The sequence below is a fragment of the Nitrosospira sp. Nsp14 genome, assembly GCF_900113575.1.
In the GTDB taxonomy this organism is placed as follows: domain Bacteria; phylum Pseudomonadota; class Gammaproteobacteria; order Burkholderiales; family Nitrosomonadaceae; genus Nitrosospira.
In genome coordinates, this window is record NZ_FOPV01000001.1 from 299516 (window position 1) to 322273 (window position 22758).

General features: G+C 53.4%; 17 protein-coding genes, 3 tRNA genes and 2 rRNA genes. 21 read left to right on the forward strand and 1 reads right to left on the reverse strand.

The features are described from left to right. Nucleotides 1–77 precede the first annotated feature (77 nt). The 15 genes from BM022_RS01285 to BM022_RS15835 all read left to right on the forward strand — a co-directional run bounded on the left by BM022_RS01285 (nucleotide 78) and on the right by BM022_RS15835 (nucleotide 13622). Complete coding sequence (locus BM022_RS01285; protein ID WP_091136009.1) at nucleotides 78–1079, forward strand: PstS family phosphate ABC transporter substrate-binding protein; 1002 nt, start codon at nucleotides 78–80, stop codon at nucleotides 1077–1079. 421 nt (nucleotides 1080–1500) lie between these two features. After that, nucleotides 1501–3417 (forward strand): threonine--tRNA ligase, encoded by a 1917-nt coding sequence (gene thrS / locus BM022_RS01290; RefSeq protein WP_091136011.1) that lies wholly within the window; start codon nucleotides 1501–1503, stop codon nucleotides 3415–3417. A gap of 25 nt (nucleotides 3418–3442) precedes the next feature. Next, nucleotides 3443–4060, forward strand: a complete 618-nt coding sequence (infC, locus tag BM022_RS01295) for a translation initiation factor IF-3 (protein ID WP_091136014.1) — start codon at nucleotides 3443–3445, stop codon at nucleotides 4058–4060. 149 nt (nucleotides 4061–4209) lie between these two features. Further along, a complete protein-coding gene (rpmI, locus tag BM022_RS01300) occupies nucleotides 4210–4407 on the forward strand; it encodes a 50S ribosomal protein L35 (protein ID WP_090828696.1) in 198 nt (65 codons plus the stop codon). 12 nt (nucleotides 4408–4419) lie between these two features. Further along, nucleotides 4420–4779 (forward strand): 50S ribosomal protein L20, encoded by a 360-nt coding sequence (gene rplT / locus BM022_RS01305; protein ID WP_091136016.1) that lies wholly within the window; start codon nucleotides 4420–4422, stop codon nucleotides 4777–4779. Nucleotides 4780–4879: 100 nt separating this feature from the next. After that, entirely contained in the window at nucleotides 4880–5902 is a 1023-nt protein-coding gene (gene pheS, locus BM022_RS01310; RefSeq protein ID WP_091136018.1) for a phenylalanine--tRNA ligase subunit alpha, read from the forward strand. Between the two features lie 62 nt (nucleotides 5903–5964). Beyond that, nucleotides 5965–8343, forward strand: coding sequence for a phenylalanine--tRNA ligase subunit beta (gene pheT / locus BM022_RS01315; protein WP_091136021.1), 2379 nt, complete (start codon nucleotides 5965–5967; stop codon nucleotides 8341–8343). 40 nt (nucleotides 8344–8383) lie between these two features. Further along, entirely contained in the window at nucleotides 8384–8689 is a 306-nt protein-coding gene (locus tag BM022_RS01320) for an integration host factor subunit alpha (protein WP_091136023.1), read from the forward strand. Beyond that, nucleotides 8670–9041 (forward strand): MerR family transcriptional regulator, encoded by a 372-nt coding sequence (locus BM022_RS01325; protein WP_091136026.1) that lies wholly within the window; start codon nucleotides 8670–8672, stop codon nucleotides 9039–9041. The genes BM022_RS01320 and BM022_RS01325 overlap by 20 nt, the downstream gene beginning before the upstream one ends. A 157-nt stretch (nucleotides 9042–9198) precedes the next feature. Continuing rightward, a tRNA-Pro gene (locus BM022_RS01330) sits at nucleotides 9199–9275 on the forward strand. A gap of 108 nt (nucleotides 9276–9383) precedes the next feature. After that, nucleotides 9384–10124 carry a 5'/3'-nucleotidase SurE gene (gene surE, locus BM022_RS01335; protein ID WP_091136027.1) on the forward strand — a complete coding sequence of 247 codons (741 nt, stop codon included), beginning with the start codon at nucleotides 9384–9386 and terminating at the stop codon, nucleotides 10122–10124. A 58-nt stretch (nucleotides 10125–10182) separates the two neighbouring features. Continuing rightward, nucleotides 10183–10845, forward strand: a complete 663-nt coding sequence (locus BM022_RS01340) for a protein-L-isoaspartate(D-aspartate) O-methyltransferase (RefSeq protein ID WP_091136030.1) — start codon at nucleotides 10183–10185, stop codon at nucleotides 10843–10845. A gap of 214 nt (nucleotides 10846–11059) precedes the next feature. Next, on the forward strand, nucleotides 11060–11917 hold the full coding sequence (locus tag BM022_RS01345; protein ID WP_256208798.1) for a peptidoglycan DD-metalloendopeptidase family protein: 858 nt from the start codon (nucleotides 11060–11062) through the stop codon (nucleotides 11915–11917). 4 nt (nucleotides 11918–11921) lie between these two features. Continuing rightward, nucleotides 11922–12878, forward strand: a complete 957-nt coding sequence (gene rpoS / locus BM022_RS01350; RefSeq protein WP_091136032.1) for an RNA polymerase sigma factor RpoS — start codon at nucleotides 11922–11924, stop codon at nucleotides 12876–12878. Nucleotides 12879–13412: 534 nt separating this feature from the next. Further along, a complete protein-coding gene (locus tag BM022_RS15835) occupies nucleotides 13413–13622 on the forward strand; it encodes a globin family protein (protein WP_256208799.1) in 210 nt (69 codons plus the stop codon). On the opposite strand, the gene BM022_RS01360 is transcribed toward BM022_RS15835, so the two are convergent. Then, nucleotides 13619–14959 carry a DUF2130 domain-containing protein gene (locus BM022_RS01360; RefSeq protein WP_091136038.1) on the reverse strand — a complete coding sequence of 447 codons (1341 nt, stop codon included), beginning with the start codon at nucleotides 14957–14959 and terminating at the stop codon, nucleotides 13619–13621. The genes BM022_RS15835 and BM022_RS01360 overlap by 4 nt on opposite strands. 391 nt (nucleotides 14960–15350) lie before the next feature. Here BM022_RS01360 and BM022_RS01365 point away from each other — a divergent pair, with 391 nt between their 5' ends. From BM022_RS01365 to BM022_RS01390, 6 genes are all read left to right on the forward strand, one after another. After that, nucleotides 15351–15962: a superoxide dismutase gene (locus tag BM022_RS01365; RefSeq protein WP_091136041.1), complete on the forward strand. Its 612-nt coding sequence runs from the start codon at nucleotides 15351–15353 to the stop codon at nucleotides 15960–15962. Nucleotides 15963–15980: 18 nt separating this feature from the next. Continuing rightward, nucleotides 15981–17180, forward strand: coding sequence for a tyrosine--tRNA ligase (tyrS, locus tag BM022_RS01370; protein ID WP_091136043.1), 1200 nt, complete (start codon nucleotides 15981–15983; stop codon nucleotides 17178–17180). A 492-nt stretch (nucleotides 17181–17672) separates the two neighbouring features. Further along, a 16S ribosomal RNA gene (locus BM022_RS01375) occupies nucleotides 17673–19208 on the forward strand. A 120-nt stretch (nucleotides 19209–19328) separates the two neighbouring features. Further along, nucleotides 19329–19405: transfer RNA gene (locus BM022_RS01380), tRNA-Ile, on the forward strand. Between the two features lie 6 nt (nucleotides 19406–19411). Then, nucleotides 19412–19487 (forward strand) — tRNA-Ala (locus BM022_RS01385). Between the two features lie 364 nt (nucleotides 19488–19851). Next, nucleotides 19852–22742, forward strand: a 23S ribosomal RNA gene (locus BM022_RS01390). The 16S and 23S rRNA genes sit together here with 2 tRNA genes alongside, the layout of an rRNA operon. The last annotated feature ends 16 nt before the right edge of the window (nucleotides 22743–22758 follow it).

The following is a 22758-nucleotide window of genomic DNA, read 5'->3' on the forward strand; positions in this document are numbered from 1 at the left end:
GTATCACGAAATGGTAATATTTGTGAGATAGGATGACTAGCGGCGAAGAAGAATATCTGATCAAAAAGGGGATTTAAATGTTGAAATTGCCGAGCAGTAAACAGGTTGGCCTGTCAGCTGTATTCATCACGCTGCTAACCTCCCTCAACGTAGCGAGTGCGGATATCGTAAAAATCGATGGCTCCAGCACTGTGTTTCCGATCACGGAAGCGGTGGCGGAAGATTTTCAAAAAGAAAAAAGGGGCGCTGTTAGGGTCACTGTCGGCATTTCGGGCACGGGTGGAGGTTTCAAGAAGTTCTGCCGTGGCGAAATCGATATAGTAGATGCGTCGCGGCCCATACTGAAAAACGAAATGGACGCCTGTAAAGCGGCGGGCGTGCAGTATGTTGAGATGCCAGTCGCATTCGATGCGCTAACGGTGGTGGTAAATCCCAAAAACGATTGGAGCAAGACGATTACTGTCGCAGAGTTGAAGAAAATGTGGGAGCCAGCGGCGCAGGAGAAAATTACCAGATGGAACCAGGTAAATCCGGCCTGGCCTGATGAAGCGCTCAAGCTCTACGGCGCCGGAGCGGACTCGGGCACCTTTGATTACTTTACCGAAGCGATTGTCGGTAAGGCAAAATCGAGTCGGGGCGATTTTACCGCGTCCGAGGACGACAACGTATTGGTGCAAGGGGTCGCGAGCGACAAGAGCGGGCTCGGGTTTTTTGGTTTCGCTTACTATATCGAAAATCAGAAAAAGGTAAAAGCGATTGCCGTCGACGGCGGTAACGGGCCTGTACTGCCGTCCGCGAAGACGGTTGAGGATGGAACCTACCAGCCATTGTCCCGCCCTATTTTCATTTACGTGAACATCAAATCGGCGGAGAAGCCCGAGATCAGGCAATTTGTTGAGTTCTATATGAAAAACGCCCCGGCGCTGGTTAAAGAAGTAAAATTCTTCCCTCTACCGACGCAAGCCTATGCGATGAATCTGGAGCATCTTAATAAAAAGAAACTGGGAACCGTGTTCGGTGGCAAGTCCGAAATAGGGCTACGAATCGAGGAACTACTAAAACGCGAGGCCAATTTGTAACCTGAATTGCAGCGTCAACAATTGAACTCGGCAGTACACTTGGGGAAACGATTCGTGGGGGGAATGGCTAAGTTGGGCGCTTAGTCTTTCCCCACAGTCTTCCCCCCTAGTCCTTCCCCACAATGCTTTCCCACAGTGCTTTCCCACAGCGCTTTCCTTCCCTTATCCTCGCAACCTTATACCGTGACCTCCGTTGCCATTTGTCCCCAGGCTTGGCAAGCAGATTCACCGACCGTGCCGCTTCACCCGATCACTTGACTGTTCGCTATAGCTGCGTCAATGTATAGATTGAGGCCAGATTTGGTTTGAGGCTGATGACCCGACGGATCGGTTTGGGGATGCCGGTGGCTATACTTGCCCCGACTCTGTAAACTCGTAAAATTCGCTAGGACTTGATTTACTTTTATCACAAGGAAGATCTGTGACTGTCATTCGTTTGCCGGATGGTTCGGAGCGCAAGTATGAGCACCCAGTGACCGTGGGTGAAGTCGCTGCATCGGTTGGGGCCGGCCTGGCTCGTGCCGCGCTGGCCGGAAAAGTGAATGGTAAGTTGGTGGATATCTCAAGCCGCATCGAGACAGACAGCGATGTCAGTATTGTTACCGAAAAAGATGCGGAAGGGCTGGAAGTAATCCGCCATTCCACCGCGCACCTGCTTGCACATGCCGTGAAGGAATTGTTTCCGGAAGCGCAGGTCACCATCGGCCCGGTTATCGAGGATGGTTTTTACTACGATTTTTCGTATAAACGGCCGTTTACACCGGAAGATTTGGCTGCAATCGAGAAACGCATGGCCGAAATCAGCTCGCGCAACCTCAACGTGGAACGCAAGATTTGGGATCGCTCCGACGCAATCAATTTTTTTAAAAACCAGGGCGAGCACTATAAGGCTCAGATTATTGAGGCCATACCTGGCGACGAGGATGTTTCTCTTTATTCGCAGGGAAATTTTACCGATTTATGCCGGGGACCCCATGTTCCCACCACCGCCAGACTCAAGGTGTTCAAGTTGATGAAGCTGGCAGGCGCCTACTGGCGGGGCGACTCGCACAACGAGATGCTGCAGCGGATTTATGGTACCGCCTGGACAAGAAAAGAAGACCAGGACGCCTATCTGCGCCGCCTTGAAGAAGCCGAGAAACGTGATCATCGCAAGCTCGGCAAGCAACTCGAGCTGTTCCATATGCAGGAAGAGGCGCCGGGCATGGTGTTCTGGCATCCGAAAGGCTGGGTTATCTGGCAGCAAGTCGAACAGTATATGCGCGAGATATTCCGCAATAACGGTTATCTGGAGATACGCACCCCGTCCGTGCTTGACAAAAGCCTTTGGGAACGGTCTGGCCACTGGGAGAATTTTCGCGACAATATGTTTATTACGCAGTCTGAAGAGCGCGAATTTGCCGTTAAGCCCATGAACTGTCCGGGTCATGTTCAAGTGTTCAAGCAGGGATTGAAGAGCTACCGCGAATTGCCCCTGCGGTTGGCGGAGTTTGGATCGTGTCATCGCAATGAGCCATCCGGCGCGCTGCATGGGATCATGCGGGTGCGAGCGTTCACGCAGGATGATGCGCATATTTTCTGCGCCGAATCACAGGTCCAGGAAGAGGCGGTGAAATTCATCGAACTGTTGCAGAAGGTCTATACCGACTTCGGTTTCCAAGAGGTGCTGGTGAAGCTTTCCACCCGTCCGGATAAGCGTGTAGGTTCGGAAGAGCAATGGGACAAGGCTGAGGCGGCGCTGCAATCAGCCTTGGAGAAAAAGAATCTGCCCTGGGAGGTGCAACCCGGGGAGGGGGCTTTCTATGGACCCAAAATCGAGTTTTCGCTGAAGGACAGCATTGGACGCGTGTGGCAATGCGGCACTCTCCAACTTGATTTCTCCATGCCGGAGCGGCTGGGGGCCGAATATGTAGCCGAGGACAATTCCCGTCGGGTTCCGGTAATGCTTCATCGAGCGATTCTCGGATCGGTTGAACGGTTCATCGGGATTATTATCGAACATTACGCGGGAGTCCTACCCGTATGGCTCTCTCCCGATCAGGCAGCAGTACTGAACATATCGGAGGCGCAAGCAGATTATGCCGGGAAAGTGGCCGAGGAATTGCGTAGACACGGAATTCGGGCGTTCTCAGACTTGAGAAATGAGAAGATAACCTATAAAATACGAGAGCATAGCCTGAAGAAATTGCCCTACCAGATTATCGTGGGTGATAAAGAAGTTGCCGCACAAACGGTTGCCGTTCGAGCGCGAAATGGGGTCGATCTTGGCCAGATGACCTTGCCGGAGTTGACCGAAAAGCTTAAGACAGAAATTTCCATGAGAACTGGTGCAATTTGATTATTAACCGAACCGGGGAGTTACTATAGTTCAAGAAAAAGCAGCCCGCATCAACCATGAGATTAATGCGCCCGAAGTGCGCTTGATTGGTGCAAATGGAGAACAGATCGGCATAGTCTCCTTGGCGGTCGCCAACACATTGGCGGAGGAAGCCGAGGTGGATCTGGTTGAAATCGCGCCTACAGCTCAGCCGCCGGTGTGCCGCCTGATGGATTATGGCAAGTTTCGCTATCAGGAAAGCAAGAAAAAGCACGAGGCGAAGCTGAAGCAGAAGCAAATCCAGATCAAGGAAGTCAAGTTCCGTCCTAATACGGACGACGGTGACTACAACATAAAGTTACGCAACCTGATCATTTTCCTGGAAGAGGGAGATAAGGCCAAAATTACGTTAAGGTTTCGCGGACGTGAAATGGCGCACCAGGAATTTGGCGTGCGGCTGTTGGAGCGACTGCGGGGAGATCTGGAATCCTACGCAATAGTGGAACAGTTTCCACGGATGGAAGGGCGCCAGATGGTCATGGTGCTATCTCCGCGTAAGAAAGAAGTGAAGTTGGTGAAGCCGAAAGCAGCAAAGCCGGAGGCGACAGATAATAGTTCAGCGCCCGCCAGTAATGGGAACTCCGCACAACCGGAGGGTCAATAGGCTGAGAAGCATTGCGATAGAGTAATGCAGCACAGGTGTAAAGCCATCCATGGTAGAGGGATGGCGTTGGCACCTCAAAAACAAGTGATTCCGGGTTTAAAGGTTCCGTTCGGGAAACACCTAGGCATCATGTTAAACAGGAGTAATAAATGCCAAAGATGAAAACAAAGAGTGGCGCGGCCAAGCGCTTTGTAGTGCGCGCGGGTGGGAGCGTCAAACGTTCCCAAGCATTCAAGCGCCATATCCTTACCAAGAAAACGACGAAGAGCAAGCGTCAGTTGCGGGGAACCGTGGGTGTTCATTGCAGTGACGTGGCCTCGGTGCGTGCCATGCTGCCTTACGCATAAGGAGCGATCACTATGCCAAGAGTAAAGCGTGGTGTAACGGCTCATGCGCGCCACAAGAAGGTGTTGGATCTGGCGAAGGGTTATCGCGGACGCCGCAAGAATGTTTATCGTGTAGCCAAGGAAGCGGTGATGAAAGCGGGGCAATATGCCTACCGTGATCGCCGTCAAAAGAAGCGGCAGTTTAGGGCGCTGTGGATTGCTCGAATCAATGCCGCCGCCCGCGAATGTGGTTTGTCCTATAGTGTGTTCATGAATGGCTTGAGAAAAGCGTCGATCGAGGTAGACCGCAAGGTTCTGGCCGATATCGCAATATTTGACAAGCCGGCCTTTGGAAAGCTAGTTGAACAGGCCAAAGCCAGTCTGGCAGTCTAGACCATAACTGCAAGAAAGCGATGAGGAGGCCGAAGGGCAGAGACGCCTGGCCTCCTTTTTTCTTGTGCACCGCTTGGAGCTCTCCTGACTCAAGGTTTTTATGATTAATTTGGACGACCTGCTCCATGAAGCCCTCACGCTGTTCAGTAGTATCGACGATGCTGTTGAACTGGAGCAGGCAAAGGCGCGCTATCTCGGCCGGCAAGGCAAACTCACCGAATTACTGAAGGGATTGGGCAAGCTGCCAGCGGCAGATCGCCCAGGGATGGGCAATCGCATCAATCAAGTAAAAGAGCAGCTGGAAGCGGCGCTTCACCAACGGCGCGATGCGATACGCGAAAAAAAACTCGGGGAGCAGCTGATCGGCGAAGCGCTCGATGTGACTCTACCGGGCCGCGGCCTGGGAATGGGCGGTCTGCATCCGGTCACGCGTACGCTGGAGCGCATCCAATCGCTGTTTCACTCAGTTGGATTCACGGTGGCGGCTGGCCCTGAGGTTGAATCCGATTATTACAATTTTACCGCCCTGAATATTCCTGAAAATCACCCCGCAAGGGCAATGCATGACACCTTCTACACCGATGTCTGCAACGGAAATTTGCTGCGTACGCATACGTCGCCAGTCCAAATCCGCTATATGCAAACCAATCCGCCGCCCTTAAAAGTGATCGCGCCGGGCAGAGTCTACCGACGTGACTCTGATTTGACTCATACGCCTATGTTTCATCAAGTGGAAGGGTTGTGGGTTGACAAAGACGTCAACTTTTCTGCGCTAAAGGGCGTGCTTTCCGATTTCATGAAACATTTTTTTGAGCGCGACGACCTGCGGGTGCGCTTCCGAGCGTCTTTCTTTCCTTTTACCGAACCCTCCGCCGAGATGGACATCGGTTGCGTAATGTGCAGCAACGGCTGTCGTGTGTGCGGCCATACCGGCTGGCTCGAGGTGCTGGGTTGCGGCATGGTGCATCCAAATGTTTTCAAGCACGTCAATATCGATCGTGAAAAATATACTGGTTTTGCGTTCGGCCTCGGGGTGGAACGGCTCGCGATGCTTCGGTATGGCGTAAACGATCTACGATTATTTTTCGAGAATGATTTGAGGTTTCTGAGGCAGTTTAACTAAGTCACTACCAGGCGTGCGCTCTTTCGAGTGACAAATGGCCTTTCTTTGCACAACATTAACTGATGAAATTCTCGGAAAACTGGCTACGCACTTTCGTTGATCCCCCCCTATCCGCGCATGATCTCGGACATGTGCTGACCATGGCGGGGATCGAAGTGGAATCCATTGAGCCCGCCGCCGCCTCCTTCAATAAGGTCGTGGTGGCGGAAGTGCTATCGGTGCGCAAACACCCCAACGCGGATCTTCTTCGTGTCTGTGAAGTAAACGCAGGAGCCGCTGCCGGGGCACCACTGCAAATTGTCTGTGGCGCGGCGAATGTTCGCGAGGGGGTAAAAGTGCCCTGTGCGTTGCCTGGCGCGCAGTTGCCGGGCATCACCATCAGTCATGCCGCCATACGAGGCGTGGAATCTGCCGGAATGCTATGTTCAGCAAGGGAGCTGGGCCTGAGCGACGTGGCGCCGGGTCTCCTCCTGCTTCCCGGTGACGCCCCGGTCGGTTTGGATTTTCGCCGTTACTACGAGCTTGAGGATAACATTTTTACGCTGAAGCTGACGCCCAATCGCGGTGATTGCCTGGGCATGACAGGCGTCGCCCGGGAAGTGGCGGCAATTACCTCCGCAAAACTTGAGCCATTGGAGATCATACCGGTAGAGGTGCAGATCGGCGAAGGCCTGGCGATAAATGTGGATGCGCCCGGGGCGTGCCCGCTCTATTGCGGCAGAGTAGTGCGCGACGTAAATCTCGACGCGACTACACCGGATTGGCTGATCCGCCGGCTGGGGCGCAGCGGATTACGTGGCGTCAACGTGGTGGTGGACATTACCAACTATGTGATGCTGGAGACCGGCCAGCCACTGCATGCATTTGATCTCGACAAGATCGCGGGCGCGCTATCGGGTTCCATTCATGTCCGCTATTCCAAGGCGGGAGAAGCGCTTAAGCTGCTCAATGGCGAAAATCTTGCGCTGCAGCCCGACATGCTGGTCATCGCGGATCAGGTCAAGCCGCTGGCGCTGGCAGGTATCATGGGAGGAGATGAAAGCGGCGTTGGCGCCGGAACCAAGGATTTGTTTCTGGAGAGCGCTTTTTTCAGTCCCGATGTTATCGCCGGCAAGTCATTCTCGCTTGGCTTCAGTTCCGACTCGGCCTACCGCTTTGAGCGTGGCGTGGATTTTTCGCAGACTAGAAACGCGTTGGAACGCGCCACCCGCCTGATAACGAATATCTGCGGCGGTCGAAGTGGGGCGATCAGGGAGTTTAAAGGCCGCTTGCCCGGACACGATCCGATTTGCCTGCGATTGAGTCGGGCGCAGAGGGTTCTGGGTATCGATCTTGAAGAAAGGACGGCAGCCCAGCTATTGCAGCGCCTGCAATTAAGTTTCACGGGCACAGAAGGTGTTTTCAACGTAAAACCTCCTCCTTACCGCTTCGACCTGGCCATAGAAGAAGATCTGATCGAGGAATTGGCACGGGTATACGGCTATGACAACATTCCCGCCGCCGTGCCTCGTGCCCGGCTCAGCATGCTGCCTGAACCTGAAACCGGACGAACGCTGCCACAGTTGCGGCAAATTCTAGTCGGACGAGATTATCAGGAGGTTATCAATTATTCGTTCGTGGACCCTGCATGGGAGCATGAGCTGGCGGGCAACAACAAGCCGGTAGCGTTGAAGAATCCGCTGTCAAGCCAGATGGCCGTCATGCGCAGCAGCCTGTTCGGCAGCCTCATAGCGAACCTCGGGTTCAATTTGAACCGCAAGCAAACCCGGGTGCGCTTATTCGAAATTGGTTGCTGTTTCGAGGGACTGGGCGACGCTGTGGCGCAACAGGAAAAGCTTGGCGGGTTATGCTACGGCGACGTGCTGGCGGAACAGTGGGGAGCGCCCGCGCGCGACGTCGATTTTTACGATGTGAAAGCAGATATAGAGGCGCTATTTTGGCCCAGGGCGGTCCGAGTGGTCTCCGCTTCTCACCCCGCTTTGCATCCAGGGAAGTCCGCTCAGATCTGCCTGGGTGATAGAATCGCCGGATATCTGGGGGAACTCCACCCCCGTTGGCGTCAAAAACTTGGCTTGCCCAAGTCTGCGGTTCTTTTCGAGCTCGAGATCGATATGTTGACGGACCGCCCCTTGCCGAAGGCTGCGGAGATTTCAAAGTATCCGCCCATCCGACGGGATATTGCCGTGGTGGTGCCAGAGAATGTGGCAGTTCAGACAACACTGGACCGTATGCGTGGTGAAAAAATACCCTTGATTTCCGAAATTCATTTATTCGATGTGTATCGTGGAGCAGGGGTGGAAGCGGGCAAAAAAAGTCTTGCATTCCGCATGTTATTGCAAGATACTGAAAAAACATTAACTGATGCAGAAGCAGATCGGACCGTTGCGAAACTGTTGAGCGTTCTCGAAAGCGAGTTTGGGGCAACGCTACGCAACCATTGAAATTGCAGGTCCGAAAGCCATGAACAGGGGTAGAGAGACAATGACCTTAACAAAGGCCGAGTTGGCGGATTTGCTGTTTGAAAAAGTAGGATTTAATAAGCGCGAAGCCAAGGATATGGTGGAGTCCTTCTACGAGGAGGTTCGCATTGCGCTTCAAAATGGCGATGGCGTCAAGCTTTCTGGCTTTGGCAACTTTCACCTGCGGGACAAGCCACAACGTCCGGGACGTAATCCCAAGACTGGGGAGGAAATTCCTATTACCGCACGGCGCGTCGTGACTTTTCATGCGAGCCAAAAATTGAAGGCAATGGTTGAAAAAAGCCAGCATGGAAAACACAAAGGCTAGCAACGCTCCGATTCCGGCAAAGCGTTATTTCACGATCGGCGAAGTAAGCGAGCTATGCGGGGTTAAGCCGCACGTATTGCGTTACTGGGAGCAGGAATTCACGCAATTGAAGCCTGTCAAGCGTCGAGGTAACCGGCGCTATTATCAGCATCACGAAGTGCTGCTGATTCGTCGTATCCGTGAACTGCTCTATGAGCAAGGTTTCACCATCCAAGGGGCTCGCGCCCGCTTGGGTCAGGGGAAGGGGGATACAGGTTACACTCCCGGCTCAGCTGTGCCGGTCTCCTCAATGGTCGATCTGGCGTCATTGCGGAGTGAAATTAAAAGCGTGGTCTTGTTGCTCCGCTCTTGAAGTAGTTACGATGCGATGTCAGCGGGGCGAGAACGATCGCCTGGATGCCTGAAAGTGGAACGCGGATGCCGTTTTGACGGTTTTCTCCCAAAGCTTCGCTTCAGAAGCATCGATAGCAATACCTATGCGTCTGGCTTGTTTGCTATAATTCGGACCTCGGGGCGTAGCGCAGCCTGGTAGCGTACTTGCATGGGGTGCAAGTGGTCGGAGGTTCAAATCCTCTCGCCCCGACCAATAAGACCGCACGTAATTCGTTCTTTTCCGCCTTGCGGTCCGATAATTGCGGATGTCTGAGTATAATATTCCCCGATAAGCTAAAAAATCACCTGGGGCACTATCCGGATGCGCATATTGCTCAGCAACGATGACGGATATTTTGCGCCAGGCCTTGCCTGTCTTGCGGAAGCGCTAGCCGTTATTGCCGATATCGTCGTAGTGGCTCCGGAACGTGATCGAAGCGGTGCCAGTAACTCTCTTACGCTCGATCGGCCCCTCAGCTTACACAAATCCCACAACGGATTTTTCTACGTCAACGGTACTCCCACTGATTGCGTGCATCTGGCCGTGACCGGTATGCTCGACGCGCTTCCCGACATGGTGGTGTCTGGCATCAACGTTGGCGCCAACATGGGCGACGATACCATTTATTCCGGCACGGTGGCAGCTGCCACAGAAGGTTTTCTACTCGGAATCCCTTCGCTCGCCGTATCACTCGCCGGCTTTTCGGCGGGGAATTATCCCACCGCCGCGCGCATTGCCACCGAAATAGTACAACGCTTCCAGTACAACGCATTAATTGGCCCGGTACTGCTTAATATCAACGTGCCCGACGTTCCATATGAGGAGTTGCAGGGCATCGAGGTGACCCGGTTGGGCCGTCGGCACAAGGCTGAGCCGGTGGTTAAATCGCACACCCCGCGGGGTGACACGGTCTACTGGGTGGGCGCGGCAGGGCCTGCGCAAGATGCGGGTGAAGGCACGGACTTCCTGGCTATTAAGCACAACCGCGTCTCGGTGACGCCGCTGCAGATCGACTTGACCCGCTACGGGCAACTGGATGCAGTAAAAGAGTGGTTGAAATAGCACCAAAACATTTTTCGGTTTCGTGTGCAGGTGCACGACTGTCCAAGGTACTACGCGTTTGAACACCCACCACTCCGGGATTGGCATGACATCACAGCGCACCCGCGCGCGTATGGTCCAGCGGCTGCGCAATCAAGGTATCGCGGACGAAGTGGTTCTTGCGGCAATGAGCGCAATTCCCCGCCATATTTTTGTGGAGGAAGTGCTTGCGACACGTGCCTACGATGACGTCGCACTGCCAATAAATTTCGGCCAGACGATTTCAAGCCCGTATATCGTGGCGCGCATGAGTGAATTGCTGCGCGCGGGATCCCAACTGGGGAAGGTACTTGAGATCGGGTCCGGCTGTGGGTATCAGACGGCCATATTGGCGCAATTTGCCGCCGAGGTTTACTCGATTGAACGGGTCGGACCGCTGCTCACCCGCGCCCGAGCCCGGCTACGCGAACTGCGGCTCAGCAATGTCCGCCTGAGGCATGCCGATGGATTGATAGGATTGCCCGAAGCGGCGCCCTTCGACGCCATTATCCTCACGGCCGCCACGCCTAATGTCCCCACCTTGCTGCTGGACCAGCTCGCCATCGGTGGGCGCATGATTTTTCCGAAAGGGACTCAGCAACAATTTCTGTGCGTTATCGAACGCAATTCGCTTGGCTACACTGAGATAATGCTTGAAGAGGTCAGGTTCGTTCCGATACTGCCCGGCATCTTAAAGCGCTGAGGATATGGGCAAAGGCGAGATGGAGAGTAAAACAATTACTCATAGAAATCCAAATATTGGAGGGGTGCCCCGGAGCCCAGGCCCAGGTTCGACTCCGAACGCGTCGTACGCCAGGCATATCCTTGGGGGGACTGGCGCACTTCTTGTTCTCTGTGGTCTACTGGCGGCGGGCTGCGCGTCTACTCCTTATCCAGCGCCAGTCCAGGACGCCACGGTGGGCGCAGCGCCAACCGGAGCCCAAGCTGGCACTGAGCAACCGGGCGTCTACATCGTACAGAAAGGCGATACGCTCTACAGCATTGCGCTCAACCATGGTCTTGATCGAAAGGAGTTGGCGGAGTGGAACAATGTTCCGGACACCGGCACAATTCATATTGGCCAACAGCTTTCCCTCTCTCCGCCCTCGCCGCAAGCGGGGCCATCGCTGTTCTCGCTCCCTGAATCTTCTCCGCCATCTGCGCCCGGGGTAACGCCGGGCCCAGCCGTTCCATCGGAAGCAAAGGTGCCGGCAAACACCGAGCGATTTAAAACCGAACCTAAGGCTTTCAAATTACCGTATTCGGAGCCGGCTGTCGCGCAGTTGAAGGGCGTCGTCGATGCGCCTCGTAGTGTATTGGCAAAAGTCGACCCGATGGTTGAGAAACAAACCGGTACCATACTGCCGCCGGCAGAGTCACCTTCAGAGGTGATTTCCGACCCCGATCGGCTCGACTGGATCTGGCCTGCGAAAGGCAGGCTACTTGAGGCATTTTCGGAAGCAAACAAGGGAATCGATATCGTTGGCAAAGCGGGGGAACCGGTGACCGCTTCCGCCGCCGGGAAAGTTGTATACAGCGGCGCAGGCTTGCGTGGCTACGGCAAGCTGATCATTATCAAACATAACAATACCTACCTCAGCGCCTATGCCCACAACAACAAGATATTGGTGAAGGAGGGGCAAACAGTAGCGAAAGGACAGAAAATTGGTGAGATGGGAAGTACGGATACGGATCTAGTTAAGCTTCATTTCGAAATTCGCAAGAACGGGCGACCGGTGGACCCGCTCAAACATCTGCCGGGCATTTCAGGGTGAGCCAATGATTACTATAATTACTCACGAGGACGAAGAGTCTTACGATAAGACGGAGCCGCTGGATCCGGATGATGCGCTCGATGTGGTAGAAGCACCCGCCAGCGTCAGCACCGAGCCTGCGGGCGATTTCCTGCTGACAGACGTAACCCAGCTTTATTTCAACGAAATCGGCAACAATGCTCTCTTGACTCCCAAGGAAGAGGCGGAGTTAACTCGCCGGGTGAAGCAGGACGATTTTGCTGCACGGCAGAAGATGATTGAATGCAATCTGCGCCTCGTGGTCAATATAGCCAAGCATTACACTAATCACGGCGTAGCGCTACTGGATCTGATTGAGGAAGGAAATATGGGAATGATGCACGCGCTGGAAAAATTCGATCCCGAGCGGGGCTTCCGGTTTTCGACCTATGCAACATGGTGGATACGTCAGAACATCGAGCGCTGCATCATGAATCAATCGCGTACCATCCGTCTGCCAGTACATGTCATCAAGGACCTGAACATTATTCTGCAAGCGGCACGTCACCTCGAAGCCCATACCGGCAAAGACCCCAGGCCGGAGGATGTTGCTCATCTGCTGGGACGACCGGTTAAGGACGTGCAGAGGATGTTTTCTTTAAACATGAGCATGATGTCCTTAGACGCACCACTTGATGTCGATCCGCTGCTTTCCATCGGCGATGCCATTGCCGATGATCGCAGTCCCGGCCCGGACCTGATGATGGAACAGACCGAGATCAAAGATCGCGTGCACGACTGGTTGAACCGGTTGAATGAAAAACAACGCTATATCATTGAAAAGCGCTACGGGCTCAATGGATACGAGATTCAGACGCTGGAACAATTGGCCGCAAGTCTCGATTTAACCCGTGAGCGCGTCCGCCAAATTCAACTGGAAGCTTTGCAAACGCTACGGGCGATATTAAGATGTGAAGGTGTGTCGCGAGAGGGCGTATTTTAAGCAGTTATTGCTTGACTCCGCCCTCCTCGTCTTCGGTATGAGCGATCATTTTTTGAAGCCCAGTTGTGGGGACCTCTATTAAATCGCGCGAACTGCGTGGCTGGTTCATAGGGATTATTAAGACATCATTCAACGGCCTTGTGCGTTGATGAAACTCCTCCCGCTCGCCTCTTTACATAATCCACCTTATCACATAAAATACTGTGCAAAGTTCGGATGGTATGCAGTCTGCACATCCGTATCTTCCCATTCCCGAGAGATTGAAACCGGGACCGCAGGTTGCGGTTTGACGTTACTACTTGACCACTTATCGCTATGTCATCACAACTAGAGTTTACAGCCCCCGACCCCAGTCTTTGCACTGAGGACGAAATTTCGCAGCTTGTTCACACTTTTTACGCCAGGGCCAGGCGTGATCCCGCCCTGGGTCCGATCTTTGAGGCACACGTCGAAGATTGGGACGCGCACTTCATCCAGATGATCAATTTTTGGTCAATGAAGCTGCGTGGAACAAACCGCTTCCGCGGAATGCCGATGCCTAAGCATGTAGCCCTACCGGGACTCAGCGCTGAGCTGTTCGAAACGTGGCTACGCCTTTTTCGTCAAACTACCGGCGAAATGAACAATCCGGCGTTGCAATTCAATGCCGACATGCTCGCGTTCCACATCGGGACCCGGCTGTGGCAACGATATCAGCTGGAGCGCTATCCCGACAGGCAGATAGTGGAACTCTGCGAAACCTAGTCTTTTCCGTTTGGTCGCAAGGGGGAGAGTGTTCTTGGGGCCGCAGCCCCATCGTTTTCCTCGTTTTCGGTTAAGCCCAGGCTCTTTAATTCCAGCCCTTCGATCTCCTGCAAGGATCTGCCCGCGATTCCTTGCAGGTCACCATACATACCGACTGTCGCGCTCATGACGCGGATGATCTGTTCCTCACGTTTGGCCCATTGTTTCATTATCACCCTGCGTTCCTTGTCCAGATCATCCTGCATCGTTGTGAATGCTTCTACAATCGCCTCCACTCGCTGACGAAAACGCGGGCCCGTAAGGTACTGGTAGATCATTTCCGTTTTGGTTTGCAGGCCCTCGGACGATTGGCGCGCAAGCGCGAGTTCCAGTAACGAGTGACGAAGGATGAGCGCGACTGGCAGGGCCGCGCTGGCGTGGGTTACCCACACCCCGTCGAGCATTTCGAAGGTCTCCACGCCCTTCGGCAATGTCTGAGTTACGATCACCGCAATTTCGGCTTTTGCCGCTCTTTGGTCCTCGCGCAACTTGATTAGCCAGGCATCGCTCCAGTTTCTGGTACGCTTCGTCTCCCATAGAATCGTTCCGCCAGTGTGTCCGCCACTCCCGATAACCCGGTGCAGCACATCTCCGCCAAATTCGCCTTTAGGTACCGGCTGAATCTCATCGATCGGAAACCTGGAGCGTAGCAGGTGTTCAAGCGCAAGTTCCTGGACCTCTCCCTGCAACTGCTGCGATCCCTGCTCGGCCTTGCGCATCAGTTCCTCTATCTTTTGTTGCATGGAGGCGATGGTCTGGTCCTTTTCCATTACCTTGAGCTTGAGCCCGTCTTCTGCTTCCTGTTTAGCCCGAACTCGGACTTCACTTAGCGCCTCATGAACGCGTTGCTCTATCGTGAGCTCCAGCTCGCGTCTGGCATCATCGAGTTCTCGCTGTTTCCGGATAAGCTCTGCCTGAATTTTTTGCGCCGCAGCAAGTTTTTCGTCACGACTTCTAAGAATTTCCTGTAGATCGGTAATCTCACGAATTTTGTTATCTAACTCGGTGGAATTGAGAAGCTTTGCTTTCCTGGATTCCTCGGCAGTGATGCGGGCTCGTTCCGTTGTCAGCCGTGCCGCTACCTGATTCGCTATTCGATCTTCCAGCGTGCGCCTGGTCTCCACAATCTCTTTTTCCTGTTCCCGGATACCCTGTTCCCGACGGGCGATCTCGTCGTCTTTCTGCAAAAGCTGCTGCTCGAACTGTTGGCGCGTGGCGGCTAACAATGGTGCGGCCAGGGACTCGGTGAGGCGGATTGAAGTCTTGCAATGGGGGCACGTAATGATGGGTTCGGTCATATTCTGTTCCAGCCTTGTGAATCAAAGGTTATGAATGGTTGCAAGCGTAGAGCAGCGCGCTGTTGGGCCCAACTGTTTTCCAACCGCTAAGCGGCCTCAACTGCCGTCGCGCGTCCGTACATCGAAGCAGATGTTTTCGGATATACTTGTTTGACGACACCGATTCAATGCGCAGTCAAATCAGAATTATCGTTCATTGGCTATCTTTTATCAGCGCATGTAACTTTACAGTTATTACACTGCGTACATCGTGGTTTGCGAGCTGAAACCGGGTTTTGCCTAACAATCAAACATGCCATATCCCTCATCCCCTATCCGATCATTCTTTTTTCTTCCTGCCGATGAATAAATGAACGGACCGAATTTTTTGTTACCACACAGGAGCGAAACGATGAGCAATCAAAAGACTGGAAGTCATACTCTGCCACCTCTGCCCTATGCAGATAATGCGCTGGATCCTGTTATTTCGGCAAACACCTTGGGATTTCATTATGGAAAGCATCACAAGACATATGTGGACAACCTCAACAAGCTGATAGCAGGCACGGATCTGGCGGACCTGTCCCTGGAGGAGGTAATCAAGTCAACAGCTGGACAGGCGGACAAAGCCGGAATCTTCAATAATGCTGCGCAGGTCTGGAACCATACGTTCTATTGGAACAGCCTCTCGCCGAAGGGCGGTGGCGAGCCTCCGACGGCACTGAAGCAAAAGATCGAGGCGTCGTTCGGCAGCGTTGAGGCATGCAAGAAAGAGCTGGCGACCGCCGCGACGACGCAATTCGGCAGCGGCTGGGCATGGCTGGTGAAAGATGGGGACAAGCTGCAGGTTACCAAGACCGGCAATGCCGATCTGCCGTTGACGAAAGGGATGAAGCCGCTGCTGACCATCGACGTGTGGGAACATGCCTATTACCTCGATTACCAGAATCGCAGGGTAGATTATGTGAACGCCGTTCTGGAGAAGCTGATTAACTGGAGTTTTGCGGCAGACAATGACCGGTAGTATCCGCGACTTTACCCCGTGAAGCCCATTACAGAACAGCTGGATATAATCAGGCGCGGTTGCGGCGAGCTTCTGCTGGAAGACGAGTTGGAGCAGAAGCTGGCTCTGGGCCGGCCGCTCAGAATCAAGGCTGGATTTGATCCCACCGCCCCCGACTTGCATCTAGGTCACACGGTTCTGCTGAATAAGATGCGCCACTTCCAGGATCTGGGGCATCATGCCCTGTTCCTGATCGGCGATTTTACCGGCATGATCGGTGATCCCAGCGGGAAAAACACTACCCGCCCGCCGCTTTCGCGGGAGCAGGTAATCGAGAATGCGAGATCCTACGAGAACCAGGTCTTCCGCATCCTGAAGCCGGAGCAGACCGAGGTGGTGTTCAATTCCGCCTGGATGGACAAGCTGGGGGCTGGCGATCTGGTCAGGCTGGCGGCAACGCACACCGTCGCGCGGATGCTGGAGCGAGACGATTTCGGCAAGCGCTATCGGAGCAATAAGCCTATCGCCATTCACGAATTTCTATATCCATTGATTCAGGGCTATGATTCGGTTGCGCTGAAAGCGGATGTGGAACTCGGGGGTACCGACCAGAAATTCAATTTGCTCATGGGCAGAGAATTACAGAAGCATTTCGGGCAGCCGGAGCAATGTGTTCTCACCATGCCTTTGCTTGAGGGCCTCGACGGCGTCAACAAGATGTCGAAGTCTGCCGGTAACTATATCGGAATCACAGAGAATCCTTCCGACATGTTTGGCAAGCTGATGTCCATATCTGACGAACTGATGTGGCGGTACATCGAGTTGCTTTCGTTTGAGCCGATGGACGCCGTCAACACACTGCGGGAGGAGGTGAACCAGGGCCGCAACCCTCGGGACGTCAAGGTGGGGTTCGCGCAAGAGATTGTCGCGCGTTTTCACAGTAAACGGGACGCGGAAGCTGCGTCGCTGGATTTCGAGGCGCGTTTCAGGCGGGGCGCGATACCCGATGAAATGCTGGAAAAAATATTGCACGCCGAGAAAGATGGGTTACCAATTGCCCAGTTGCTCAAACAGGCCGGGCTCACTGCAAGTACGACGGAAGCGCTACGCCTGATCGAACAAGGCGGCATAAAATTGAATGGTGAAAAGGTAAGTGACAAAACCATCAAGCTAAATCGTGGTCAAACTGCTATTGTACAAGTAGGCAAGCGAAAATTTGCGAAGGTGACGATCTCGTGATGAGCCGGTAAAATGAACAGAGGTCGTCCATCAAAGTGTTACAGCAGTGGACGAAAGAACTACGCTTGACTGCAAGGTAGTGTAGAATACGAATTGTGGAAGGCTGGTGACTGCCGATCAAACCATCAGATTAGGTCGTAGTCGAAGCAGTAACAGTGGTAGGTAGGCGAGCGAAAATTCCCGGGGGCGACGGTCACCTTACAGGGAATAAAAAAATTACAAAAACTCTTGACCGCCCTCCTAGTATCTGTATAATGCCGCCTTTCCCGTTGCTTGGCGCAAGTTGTTAGCCAGCACTGCTCTTTAAAAATTTACAGCCGATAGGTGTGGGCACTTGACCGGGACAGCCGGGTAGATTCGTCTTTAGGGGCGAAACTAACCGGTAATCAAAAGTCGATGTGCTCGCACAATGTAACAAGGTTCTGGTTTTATCCCGATCAGTCGGGGTAAGCGCTGGAATTGAATACGTCATGCGAGAGTTTTACCAGTATTAAACTGAAGAGTTTGATCCTGGCTCAGATTGAACGCTGGCGGCATGCTTTACACATGCAAGTCGAACGGCAGCACGGGGGCAACCCTGGTGGCGAGTGGCGAACGGGTGAGTAATGCATCGGAACGTGTCCTTAAGTGGGGGATAACGCACCGAAAGGTGTGCTAATACCGCATAATCTCTACGGAGAAAAGCAGGGGATCGCAAGACCTTGCGCTTTTGGAGCGGCCGATGTCTGATTAGCTAGTTGGTGAGGTAAAGGCTTACCAAGGCGTCGATCAGTAGCTGGTCTGAGAGGACGACCAGCCACACTGGGACTGAGACACGGCCCAGACTCCTACGGGAGGCAGCAGTGGGGAATTTTGGACAATGGGGGAAACCCTGATCCAGCCATGCCGCGTGAGTGAAGAAGGCCTTCGGGTTGTAAAGCTCTTTCAGCCGGAACGAAACGGTCACAGCTAATACCTGTGACTACTGACGGTACCGGAAGAAGAAGCACCGGCTAACTACGTGCCAGCAGCCGCGGTAATACGTAGGGTGCGAGCGTTAATCGGAATTACTGGGCGTAAAGCGTGCGCAGGCGGTTTTGTAAGTCAGATGTGAAATCCCCGGGCTTAACCTGGGAACTGCGTTTGAAACTACAAGGCTAGAGTGTGGCAGAGGGGGGTGGAATTCCACGTGTAGCAGTGAAATGCGTAGAGATGTGGAGGAACACCGATGGCGAAGGCAGCCCCCTGGGTTAACACTGACGCTCAGGCACGAAAGCGTGGGGAGCAAACAGGATTAGATACCCTGGTAGTCCACGCCCTAAACGATGTCAACTAGTTGTCGGGTCTTAACGGACTTGGTAACGCAGCTAACGCGTGAAGTTGACCGCCTGGGGAGTACGGTCGCAAGATTAAAACTCAAAGGAATTGACGGGGACCCGCACAAGCGGTGGATTATGTGGATTAATTCGATGCAACGCGAAAAACCTTACCTACCCTTGACATGTACCGAAGCCCGCTGAGAGGTGGGTGTGCCCGAAAGGGAGCGGTAACACAGGTGCTGCATGGCTGTCGTCAGCTCGTGTCGTGAGATGTTGGGTTAAGTCCCGCAACGAGCGCAACCCTTGTCATTAATTGCCATCATTCAGTTGGGCACTTTAATGAAACTGCCGGTGACAAACCGGAGGAAGGTGGGGATGACGTCAAGTCCTCATGGCCCTTATGGGTAGGGCTTCACACGTAATACAATGGCGCGTACAGAGGGTTGCCAACCCGCGAGGGGGAGCTAATCTCAGAAAGCGCGTCGTAGTCCGGATCGGAGTCTGCAACTCGACTCCGTGAAGTCGGAATCGCTAGTAATCGCGGATCAGCATGTCGCGGTGAATACGTTCCCGGGTCTTGTACACACCGCCCGTCACACCATGGGAGTGGGTTCCACCAGAAGCAGGTAGTCTAACCGCAAGGAGGGCGCCTGCCACGGTGAGATTCATGACTGGGGTGAAGTCGTAACAAGGTAGCCGTAGGGGAACCTGCGGCTGGATCACCTCCTTTCAAGAGAAATTCCCGTCAAGCGCCCACAACCTATCGGTTGTTTATAAAGCAAGGCTAGGGGCTGAGGAATAGAGGCTGGAGAAGCATAGAAGCCTATCCGCCGCGTCTAAGCTCTGTTCCGGGTCTGTAGCTCAGTTGGTTAGAGCACACGCTTGATAAGCGTGGGGTCGGTGGTTCAAGTCCACCCAGACCCACCAGCTAACGGGGGTGTAGCTCAGATGGGAGAGCACCTGCTTTGCAAGCAGGGGGTCATCGGTTCGATCCCGTTCACCTCCACCAATTTAGAAAACGATAGTTCACAGATTTATCTAGAAAGTAGAAGTAAACGTAAAGCGTTTACTTCTGGTTTTTAACCAGCGGCTGTATTTCGGAAACCGATGGAAAGTTTAAGGGTCTTATTAGACTCTGGTTTTTTCACTGGCGACCGACGTTCTTTAACAATTTGGAAGAAGTAAAGTATTCCGTTCTCGACGGGGTGCGCAGCGCTCTTTTGCGCGGGTCGCATCTTTCGCAACGGAATACCGGGTTAGATTGTATCGATGCATCGCATTTTTAGTCGGATGCGATGCAAGCAAACACCTGTAACACCGGTTTGGATGATGAAACGCATCATGTTTCTGAACCCGAGCCCTTAAGGTTATAGGATCAAGCGAATAAGTGCATGTGGTGGATGCCTTGGCGATTACAGGCGATGAAGGGCGTGGTAGCCTGCGAAAAGCTCCGGGGAGCTGGCAAACAAGCTTTGATCCGGAGATGTCCGAATGGGGAAACCCGGCCCGCAAGGGTCAACCTTGACTGAATACATAGGTCAAGCGTGGCGAACCTGGTGAACTGAAACATCTAAGTAGCCAGAGGAAAAGAAATCAACCGAGATTCCCAGAGTAGTGGCGAGCGAAATGGGATCAGCCTCCAATTTTTAGCACTCGAACCAGCCGAGCCGTCTGGAAAGTCGGGCCATAGTGGGTGATAGCCCCGTAGGCGAAAGTTTGAGTGTGGAACTAGGGTTGGAACAAGTAGGGCGGGACACGTGAAATCCTGTCTGAATATGGGGGGACCATCCTCCAAGGCTAAATACTCGTAATCGACCGATAGTGAACCAGTACCGTGAGGGAAAGGCGAAAAGAACCCCGGGAGGGGAGTGAAATAGACCCTGAAACCGCATGCATACAAACAGTGGGAGCGGACTTGTTCCGTGACTGCGTACCTTTTGTATAATGGGTCAGCGACTTACATTCAGTAGCAAGCTTAACCGAATAGGGGAAGCGCAGCGAAAGCGAGTCTTAATAGGGCGTTTAGTTGCTGGGTGTAGACCCGAAACCAGATGATCTACTCATGGCCAGGATGAAGCGGGGGTAACACCTCGTGGAGGTCCGAACCCACTAATGTTGAAAAATTAGGGGATGAGCTGTGGGTAGGGGTGAAAGGCTAAACAAATCTGGAAATAGCTGGTTCTCTCCGAAAACTATTTAGGTAGTGCCTCACGTATCACCTTCGGGGGTAGAGCACTGTTATGGCTAGGGGGCCGTTTAGGCCTACCAAACCATGGCAAACTCCGAATACCGAAGAGTGCGAGCGTGGGAGACAGACATCGGGTGCTAACGTCCGGTGTCGAAAGGGAAACAACCCAGACCCTCAGCTAAGGTCCCAAAGACACAGTTAAGTGGTAAACGAAGTGGGAAGGCTAAAACAGTCAGGAGGTTGGCTTAGAAGCAGCCATCCTTTAAAGAAAGCGTAATAGCTCACTGATCGAGTCGTCCTGCGCGGAAGATGTAACGGGGCTCAAACTGTGCACCGAAGCTAGGGATTTACACGCAAGTGTAGATGGTAGGAGAGCGTTCCGTAGGCCTGCGAAGGTGGCTTGAGAAGGCTGCTGGAGGTATCGGAAGTGCGAATGCTGACATGAGTAGCGATAAAGGGAGTGAAAGGCTCCCTCGCCGTAAGCCCAAGGTTTCCTGCGCAACGTTCATCGGCGCAGGGTGAGTCGGCCCCTAAGGTGAGGCAGAAATGCGTAGCTGATGGGAAACTGGTTAATATTCCAGTACCTTTGTCCAATGCGATGTGGGGACGGAGAAGGTTAGCTCGGCCGGGTGTTGGATGTCCCGGTTGAAGCGTGTAGACGTGCCGCCTAGGCAAATCCGGGCGGCTTAGTTGAGGCGTGATAACGAAACGCCCTTCGGGGCGCCAAGTGAGTGATACCCTGCTTCCAGGAAAAGCCACTAAGCTTCAGTTGGATGAGGACCGTACCGCAAACCGACACAGGTGGGCGGGATGAAAATTCCAAGGCGCTTGAGAGAACTCAGGAGAAGGAACTCGGCAAATTGACACCGTAACTTCGGGATAAGGTGTGCCCCCGGTATGTGTAGCACCTCGCGTGTGAAGCGGATGGGGGTTGCAAAGAAATGGTGGCTGCGACTGTTTAATAAAAACACAGCACTCTGCAAACACGAAAGTGGACGTATAGAGTGTGACGCCTGCCCGGTGCCGGAAGGTTAAGTGATGGGGTGCAAGCTCTTGATCGAAGCCCCGGTAAACGGCGGCCGTAACTATAACGGTCCTAAGGTAGCGAAATTCCTTGTCGGGTAAGTTCCGACCTGCACGAATGGCGTAACGATGGCCACACTGTCTCCTCCTGAGACTCAGCGAAGTTGAAATGTTTGTGAAGATGCAATCTCCCCGCGGCTAGACGGAAAGACCCCGTGCACCTTTACTGTAGCTTTACATTGGACTTTGACAATGTCTGTGTAGGATAGGTGGGAGGCGTTGAAGTGGGCTCGCCAGAGCTCATGGAGCCGACGTTGAAATACCACCCTGATGTTGTTGAGGTTCTAACCTAGGTCCATTATCTGGATCGGGGACCGTGTATGGTAGGCAGTTTGACTGGGGCGGTCTCCTCCCAAAGTGTAACGGAGGAGTACGAAGGTACGCTAGGTACGGTCGGAAATCGTGCTGATAGTGCAATGGCAAAAGCGTGCTTGACTGCGAGACTGACAAGTCGAGCAGATGCGAAAGCAGGTCATAGTGATCCGGTGGTTCTGTATGGAAGGGCCATCGCTCAACGGATAAAAGGTACGCCGGGGATAACAGGCTGATTCCTCCCAAGAGTTCATATCGACGGGGGAGTTTGGCACCTCGATGTCGGCTCATCACATCCTGGGGCTGTAGCCGGTCCCAAGGGTATGGCTGTTCGCCATTTAAAGTGGTACGTGAGCTGGGTTTAAAACGTCGTGAGACAGTTTGGTCCCTATCTGCCGTGGGCGTTGGAAGTTTGAGAGGACCTGCTCCTAGTACGAGAGGACCGGAGTGGACGCACCTCTGGTGTACCGGTTATGACGCCAGTCGTATCGCCGGGTAGCTAAGTGCGGAAGAGATAACCGCTGAAAGCATCTAAGCGGGAAACTCGCCTCAAGATGAGACTTCCCCGGGGGTTTAACCCCCCTAAAGGTTCGTCGAAGACCACGACGTTGATAGGTCGGGTGTGGAAGCGCAGTAATGCGTTAAGCTAACCGATACTAATTGACCGTGCGGCTTGATCCTATAACCTTAAGAAATA